The organism is Microbacterium sp. (genome assembly GCF_051953575.1).
Classification (GTDB): domain Bacteria; phylum Actinomycetota; class Actinomycetes; order Actinomycetales; family Microbacteriaceae; genus Microbacterium.
The window spans coordinates 1-7,861 of sequence record NZ_JBQCIP010000208.1 but is presented as its reverse complement, the minus strand read 5'-3'; the positions used below and the strand labels follow the sequence as shown (position 1 = coordinate 7,861).

The window sequence follows — 7,861 nt, the reverse complement described above, 5'->3', positions numbered from 1 at the left end:
CGTCGGCGGTGGAGAGGATCGAACTGCGAGGGCTCATGTGAGTGACTGTACACTCACTCCTGTGGTTACGGCAAGCCTCGCTTGCGGTCGGATCGCCCGGCGGGGTGGCCTGGAGCACCCGGACGAGAAGTCGGGCCCGGGCGTGAGCCCGACGGCGACGACGGGGTCCTGAGGTCGTCGGTCGCTGGTGCGTGTGCCGATGTCGGTGGCATGTGGTAGCGGTTTGTGGGATGAAAACAGCTGGTCGGAGGCAGTTTAAGTCTTGCAAGCCGCGGACATATGTTCTAAACTCGGGCTATGACCGGTACCTCGCTCCCGTCCCCGTTGGAGGGGTGTGACGGGTGGGTGCCGCCGGTTCCGGACGCGGTGGATCTGGTGGTGGAGGCCTCGACGATGGTGTCGGTGTTCGCCGCGCAACGGTATGCCCGGATCGACGCGATGCGGCGGGAACAGGTCGCCGATGCGCGACGGTTCGGGGCGGGTGAGGTCGAACTGGTGGAACGGTCGATCCGGTTGGAGCTGGCCGCGGCGATGCGGGTGTCCGAGTACGCGGCGGGCCGGTTGATCGTGCTCGCCGAAGCACGGGTGCGGGTGTACCCGTCCGCGTGGGACGCGTTGGCGGGGGGTCGGATCACGGAGAAGCACGCGGAGGTGCTCGTCGACCTGCTCGGCGAACTGCCCGACGGTGTCAGCGAGGGACTTGTGACCGACGCGGTCGCGCTGGCCGAGACCGAACCGGTGAACACGTTCCGGCGGAAGCTGCACGACCGAGTCGCCCGGGCGCAGGCGGAGACGTTGGAGGAGCGGCACCTGCGGGCGGTCGCGGGGCGGCGGATCGCGATCCAGCCCGGTGCCGACGGGATGGGGGATTTGTGGGTGCATGCGCCCATGGTGGAGCTGCAGGCCATCCACGGGCGGGTGACCGCGATGGGAAAGGCGATCACGGCAGCCGGGGATGACCGGACGTTGGATCAGATCCGCGCCGATGCGGTGTGCGACCTGCTCATCGACGGCACCACCGACAGCATGCCGGCGGCAGCATCCGGGATCCGGGCGCAGGTCGTGGTCACCGTTCCCGTCCTCAGTCTTCTGGGCGACGCTGCTGCGGGACCGGCCACAGGGTCCGATGCCGTCAGCCCGTCACGTGTCGTCAGCGCCTCAGGTCTCACCCGGGCGTCGGGTCCGGCCGCGGATCTGCCGGTGGTGGAGGGGGTCGGGCCGATCCCGGTGTGGCGGGCGCGGGAGCTGTGCGGTGGGGACGGGACGTGGATGCGGGTGCTCACGCACCCCGAGACCGGGATGGTGCTCTCGGTCGGCCGTGACCGGTACGCACCCCCGGCGGGTCTGCGCCGGCTGGTGCGGTGGCGGGCGCAACGGTGCATGGCGCCGGGGTGTGTGATGCCCGCGTCGCGGTGCGAGATCGACCACCAGATCCGGTGGGCCGACGGCGGCCATACCGCGCTGGGCAACACCACCCCGCTGTGCAAGAGCCACCACCTCGTCAAAGACAACACCGCCTGGGCCGTGAAGCAGCTCCCCGGATCGGGTGGGGTCATCGAGTGGACCTCACCCACCGGACGCCGATACCTCGTCGAACCCGAACGACGCATCCCCACCTTCACCACGAACACCCCAGAACCCGACCCACCCCCGTTCTGAAGTCGCGGGTCGGCTCACACCTTCTGCTGGATCGCACCAGCCCGACCCTAGGCGAGCGCCAGCGAGACGAAGCGCATTCCGCATCCGCCTGCGGCTCTCGCCTCGCATCGCTTCGCGGCCTGAGCCCCGAGGACGCGAGATGCCGGCGGCCGGTCGGGCCGCCGGCATCCACTCAGCCCTCGAGGACCACCAGCCGCTGGGTCGCGCGGGTCATGGCGACGTAGCGGTCCACCGCGCCCTCGATGCCCTCGCCGAACGAGGCCGGCTCGACGAGCACCACCAGATCGAACTCGAGTCCCTTAGCGAGCTCCGGCGTCAGAGACCGGACGCGCTCGCGCGGGGCGAACGACGGGTCGCCGATGACGCACGCGACGCCGTCGGGGTGCTCCTGCACCCACTCGTCCACGATCGCGTCTCGCTCGGCGACCGTGGCGTGACGCACCGGCACGCCGCTCGAGCGGATCGAGGTCGGCACGTTCGCGTCGGGGATCGCAGCGCGGATCACCGGCTCCGCCTCGGCCATGACTTCGCTCGGCGTGCGGTAATTGACCGTCAGCGAGGCGATCGAGACGTTCGTCAGCCCGGCGCGCTCCAGCCGCTCCTGCCACGTCTCGCGGAAGCCGTGCCGGGCTTGCGCGCGGTCGCCCACCACGGTGAAGCTGCGGGAAGGGCAGCGCGAGAGCAGCATCCGCCATTCGGCGTCGCTGAGCTCCTGCGCCTCGTCGACGATGATGTGCGCGAAGGGCCCCGCGAGCAGGTCGGGGTCGACCGTGTCGAGCACCGACTCGTCGACCAGGCTGTTGCGCAGGTCGTCGCCGTCGAGCCAGGTCATCATCTCGTCGCCCGCCTCTTTGAGCCGGTCGACGACCTGCGCCATGTACTCGCGCTCCTCGGCGAGCTTCGCCTCACGCTCGCGCCGCCGCCGCGACGCGGCGGGGTCGCCCAGCCGGCGCCGGGCGGCATCCAGCAGCGGAAGGTCCGACACGGTCCAGGCGGCCGCATCCGCGCGCTGCAGCAGTTCGACCTCTACGGGGGTGAGCCACGGCGCGCAACGGCGGAGATACGCGGGGACGCTCCACAGGTCGGCGACGAGGACGGATGCCTCCACCAGTGGCCAGGCACGGCCGAACATGCGCGTGAGCGCCTCGTTGCGGGTGAGCGAGCGGCGCAGCTGGTGCAGGGGCACCTCTTCGGGGTCGAGCTGATCGGTGAGGATGTCGAGCACCGTCTCCCAGACCTGGTCGCGGGCCTCGTTGTGGGGAAGGCCCGACTCGGCGGACGTGAACGCCTCCGCCCAGTCCTCCGGGGTGAGCGCGACCTCGCCCCACTGCGTGCCGATCACGATGCCCTGCGTGGGCGGCTCCTCGTACAGCGCCACCGCCGGCTCGATCGCGTCGACCATGCGGGCGTCCGCCTTCAGCCGGGCGATGCGCGGGTCCTCCTCGGGGCGCGCGGCCGTGCCCTCGGCCACCAGGTCGCGCAGCGTGCAGGTCTGCACGCTCTCTTCGCCCAGCGACGGCAGCACATCCTCGACGTACGACAGATAGGCGGGACTCGGGCCGACGAACAGCACCCCGCCGTGGCCCTCACCGAGAAGCGGATCCGAGTAGACGAGATATGCGGCGCGGTGCAGCGCGACCACGGTCTTGCCCGTGCCCGGCCCGCCGTCCACCACCAGGGCCCCGCGGGACCCGGCCCGGATGATCGCATCCTGATCCGCCTGGATCGTGCCCAGCACATCGCGCATCCGCGGCGACCGGCTCGCGCCCAGGCTCGCGATGAACGCGGACTGGTCGTCCAGCGCGGCGGTGTGGTCGAGCCCGTCCGCGGTGAACACCTCGTCCCAGTAGTCCGTGACGCGGCCTCCCGTCCAGCGGTAGCGGCGCCGGCTGAGCAGCCCGTGCGGGTCCGCGAAGCTTGCGGCGAAGAACGGCTCGGCGGCCGGGGTCCGCCAGTCGACGAGCAGGCGGCGGCCGCCGGCATCCCGCAGCCCGAATCGGCCGATGTACACCGGGTCGGAGCCGTCGTCCGGCACCATGCGCCCCAGGCACGCGTCGAGGGTGAACCGCCGCAGCGCCCGCAGCCTGGCGGTGGCCTGGTGGATCTCGAGGTCGCGTTCGAGGGCCGACTGGCCGTGCCCGCCCGGACGCAGTCGCAGCTCCTCCAATCGAGCCTCGAGGCCCTCCGTCTGTCGGGCGAGCGTGTCGGCGATCGCGGCGAACTGCTGCTCGTCGACGTCGATCAGGGCGGGGTCGGACTTTGCGGACAGGCGGTCGGGCAGATGGAAAGCGCTGGCAGAGGGGGAATTCACGGCATCGACTCCAGGTGGGGGATCGGCGGCGCACGGGTCGCGACCGACCAGTATGCGCCCCCGGAGGGCCCTTGCCGCAAGGCCCCCTCTCCCCGATACCCTGGAAGTGCAGGCGGGGGCCTGTTCGACGAGCGGATGCCGCGCCCATGCGCGCCCGCTCGTTCCGCTTTCTTCGTGTCGGCGTCAGGACTGGTGGATGCCGGCGGCCCTCCGGCGTTCATCTGTCCCCGCGACCATTGCCCCGCGTCGAACGTCGCCCATAGGATGCGGATCAGGCGAGATACGCTCCGTACGCCGGTCCTGGGGGGATCCGAACGACGAGCTGAAATCGGGGTCGCCGTCTCTGTCCGTCCCTCCAGGCACCGACGCTGCGCGTGCGCGCCCGCGGTCGGGCGTCGTCGTCCGGCCGGCTCTGGGTCGACGACAGGAGTCACACATGACCGACGGCATCCGCGCATCCATCGTGGGAGAACCGCTCCCGCCAACACGGACCCTGCCGTTTCCGCCCAAGCCGTCCGGGAGCTTCGCCGGGCGTACCCTCGCCGAATCGACGTACTCGCCTCTGCCACCGGTCAAGCGATTGAACGACGGCGCGCCCAACGTCCTCGTGATCCTCATCGACGACGCCGGCCCTGCGCTGCCGGCGCCGCTGGGCGGCGCTGTGAACACTCCGACCCTCGGGCGGCTGCGCGACGAGGGCATCGGGTTCAACCGGTTCCACACGACCGCCATGTGCTCGCCGACGCGCGGCGCGCTGCTCACCGGCCGCAACCACCACCGCATCGGCTCGGGGCAGATCGCCGAGCTCGCCAACGACTGGGACGGCTACTCGGGCCACATCCCCAAGAGCAGCGCGACGATCGCCGAGGTGCTGCGCAACTATGGGTATGCGACCGCGGCATGGGGCAAATGGCACAACACGCCCGCCGAAGAGACGACGGTCGCCGGTCCCTTCGACCGCTGGCCGACGGGCTACGGGTTCGAGTACTTCTACGGGTTCCTCGCCGGCGAGGCGTCGCAGTACGAGCCGAACCTCGTGCGCAACACGACGTCCGTGCTGCCTCCCAAGACGCCCGAGGAGGGCTACCACCTCAGCGAAGACATCGCCGACGATGCGATCGGCTGGCTGCGCAACCACAAGGCGCTGACGCCCGACAAGCCCTTCTTCATGTACTGGGCGACGGGCGCCATCCACGGGCCCCACCACATCATGAAGGAATGGTCCGACAAGTACGCGGGCGCATTCGACGACGGCTGGGACGTGTATCGCGAGCGGGCGTTCGAGGGGGCCAAGGCCGCCGGATGGGTGCCGCAGGACGCGGAGCTCACCCCCCGGCCCGAGAGCCTGCAGGGGTGGGACGACATCCCCGACCACCAGAAGCCCTTCCAGGCCCGGCTCATGGAGGTGTGCGCGGGCTTCGGCGAGCACGCCGACGTGCAGGCGGGCCGCGTCGTCGACGCGCTCGAAGAGCTCGGATACGCCGACGACACGCTGGTGGTCTACATCTGGGGCGACAACGGCTCGTCCGGCGAGGGGCAGAACGGGACCATCAGCGAGCTGCTCGCGCAGAACATGATCCCGACGACGATCGACCAGCACATCGCCGCCCTCGAGGAGCTCGGCGGCCTGGACGCGCTGGGCACGCCGGCCACCGACAACCAGTACCACGCGGCGTGGGCGTGGGCAGGATCCAGTCCGTACCAGGGCATGAAGCTCATGGCTTCGCACCTCGGGGGCACGCGCAACCCGATGTTCCTGCGGTGGCCGGGCCGCATCGCGCCCGATCCCGAGCCGCGCACGCAGTTCCACCACGTCATCGACCTCGCGCCGACGATCTACGAGATCCTCGGCATCTCGCATCCCGAGTCGGTCAACGGCATCCACCAGGACCCGATCGACGGGACGAGCTTCGCGTACGCGGTGGAGGATCCGGATGCCGCTGGCCGGCACCGCACGCAGTACTTCGAGATCATGGCGTCGCGGTCGATCTACTCCGACGGCTGGATGGCGTCGACGACCGGACCACGGCTGCCCTGGGTGCCCGGTGCACCTCCCGGGATCGCGACGTGGACTCCGGATGCCGACCGGTGGGAGCTGTACCACCTCGACGAGGACTGGAGCCAGGCGCACGACCTCGCGGAATCGCAGCCCGAGAAGCTCGCCGAGCTCAAGGAGCTTTTCGCGATCGAGGCGGCGCGCAACGAGGTGCTGCCGGTGGGTGCGGGCCTGTGGGTGCCGGTCTACCACCCCGAGGACCGCATCTCGGTGCCGTACACGCAGTGGGAGATGACCGGCGACACCGTGCGCGTACCCGAGTTCTGCGCACCGGCGCTCGGCAACAAGCCCAACGTCGTGACGATCACGGCAACGCTCCCCGACAAGGCGAACGGCGTGCTGTACAAGCTCGGCGGCGCGGGGGGCGGGCTCACCGCGTTCTTCGTCGACGGGGTGCTGCACTACGAGTACAACCTCTTCCTGGTGCAACGCACGAAGATCGCGTCGACGGCGGCGGTGCCCGCCGGCGACGTGACGATCGAGATCGAGACGTCCTACGTCGAGCCGCGTCCCGGCGGGCCGCTGGCCGTCACGCTCAGGGTGAACGGCGACGAGGTGGGATCGGGCACCGTCCCGGTGAGCGCGCCGCTGCTGTTCTCTGCGAACGACTGCCTCGACATCGGCCGTGCGTACGGCGGCGCGGTCTCGCGCGCGTACGTCGACCGCATGCCGTTCGCCTTCGACGGCGAGATCTCTCGCGTGCACATCGCCTACGCGGTGCCGCAGCGGGCATAGCGACATGGAACTGCTCCAGGCCTTCGTGCTCGGCACGGTGGCCCAGTCCTCACTGCTCCTGGCGGGGCTGTTCGCGGTCTGGGTCACCGTACCGACACGGATCGTCGGGATCCTCGCGGGGTTCGGGGCGGGCGCGATGATCTCGGCCATCGCGTTCGACCTCGTCCCCGAGTCGCAGGTGCACATCCAGATGTGGGACACCGTCACCTGGATGCTCGTCGGCGTCGCGGTGTTCATGCTCGGCGATCGGCTCGTCGACAAGAAGTTCGGGACGGCCGGAGTCGGCGGCGCCATGGGGATCGTCGTCGGCTCCGTCGTCGACGGCGTGCCCGAGTCGCTGATCTTCGGCATCCAGATCGGCACGGGCACGACGATCAGCCTCAGCTTCCTCGCCGCGGTCTTCGTATCGAACATCCCGCAGGCGCTGGCGCCGTCGGCCGACCTGGTGAAGTCGGGTTGGCGGATCGGACGGCTCACCGTCCTGTGGGCGGCCGTCGTGCTGGCCTGCGGCGTCGCGGCGGCGCTCGGATACCTGGCCTCGATGGCGCTGCCCGATGCGTACGGCGACCGGGCCGCCGCACTCGCCGCCGGCGGGCTGCTGGCGATGGTGACGAACTCCCTCATGCCGTTCGCCTACGAGAGGGGGAAGGAATGGGCGGGAGCGGCCACCGTGGTCGGGTTCTGCCTGACGATGCTCGGCAACAGCTGACCTCGCGCTCGCGTCGGGTGTGCGACACGCCCGGGGTGGGGTGTGGATTCGACGTGGGGGCTGGTTGGGCGTAGTGTTCTTGTTGTTCGCCCCAAAGGGTAGAGCGAGGGCCTGGTGGCCTGGCTCCCCTCAAGTTGCGAACGAACCTTACCTCTGATCTGAGTGTCGCTGATGCGACAGGCGGTTCGGGTTGGTGTAGGATAGTGAAGTTGCCCAGCCGGGGCAGCGGGCCTGGTGGTCTGTTGCTGGCTGGTGCGTCCGATCTTTGAGAACTCAACAGCGTGCACTTGTCAAATGCCAATTTTTTCTCTGTCGACCGTGTTTCACGGTTGGTGGGGGTCTTTTTTGGATCAATTCATGGATGTCAGTTTGATATTCGTTTTTGGTCATG

Annotated in this window: 4 protein-coding genes; 3 read left to right on the top strand and 1 reads right to left on the bottom strand. The window is 69.7% G+C overall.

Annotated features, from left to right (window positions below; translation table 11 throughout):
• The first annotated feature begins 297 nt into the window (after window positions 1-297).
• Window positions 298-1,659, top strand: a complete 1,362-nt coding sequence (locus ACTHNQ_RS12755) for a DUF222 domain-containing protein (protein ID WP_440333888.1) — start codon at window positions 298-300, stop codon at window positions 1,657-1,659.
• 172 nt (window positions 1,660-1,831) lie between these two features.
• Here the strand turns inward: ACTHNQ_RS12755 and helR are convergent, their stop codons facing one another.
• A complete protein-coding gene (gene helR / locus ACTHNQ_RS12750; RefSeq protein WP_440333887.1) occupies window positions 1,832-3,970 on the bottom strand; it encodes an RNA polymerase recycling motor ATPase HelR in 2,139 nt (712 codons plus the stop codon).
• 436 nt (window positions 3,971-4,406) lie between these two features.
• On the opposite strand from helR, the gene ACTHNQ_RS12745 reads away from it, so the two are divergent.
• Together ACTHNQ_RS12745 and ACTHNQ_RS12740 are read left to right on the top strand one after the other, a co-directional pair.
• A complete protein-coding gene (locus tag ACTHNQ_RS12745; protein WP_440333885.1) occupies window positions 4,407-6,761 on the top strand; it encodes an arylsulfatase in 2,355 nt (784 codons plus the stop codon).
• Between the two features lie 4 nt (window positions 6,762-6,765).
• On the top strand, window positions 6,766-7,470 hold the full coding sequence (locus tag ACTHNQ_RS12740) for a ZIP family metal transporter (protein WP_440333883.1): 705 nt from the start codon (window positions 6,766-6,768) through the stop codon (window positions 7,468-7,470).
• The last annotated feature ends 391 nt before the right edge of the window (window positions 7,471-7,861 follow it).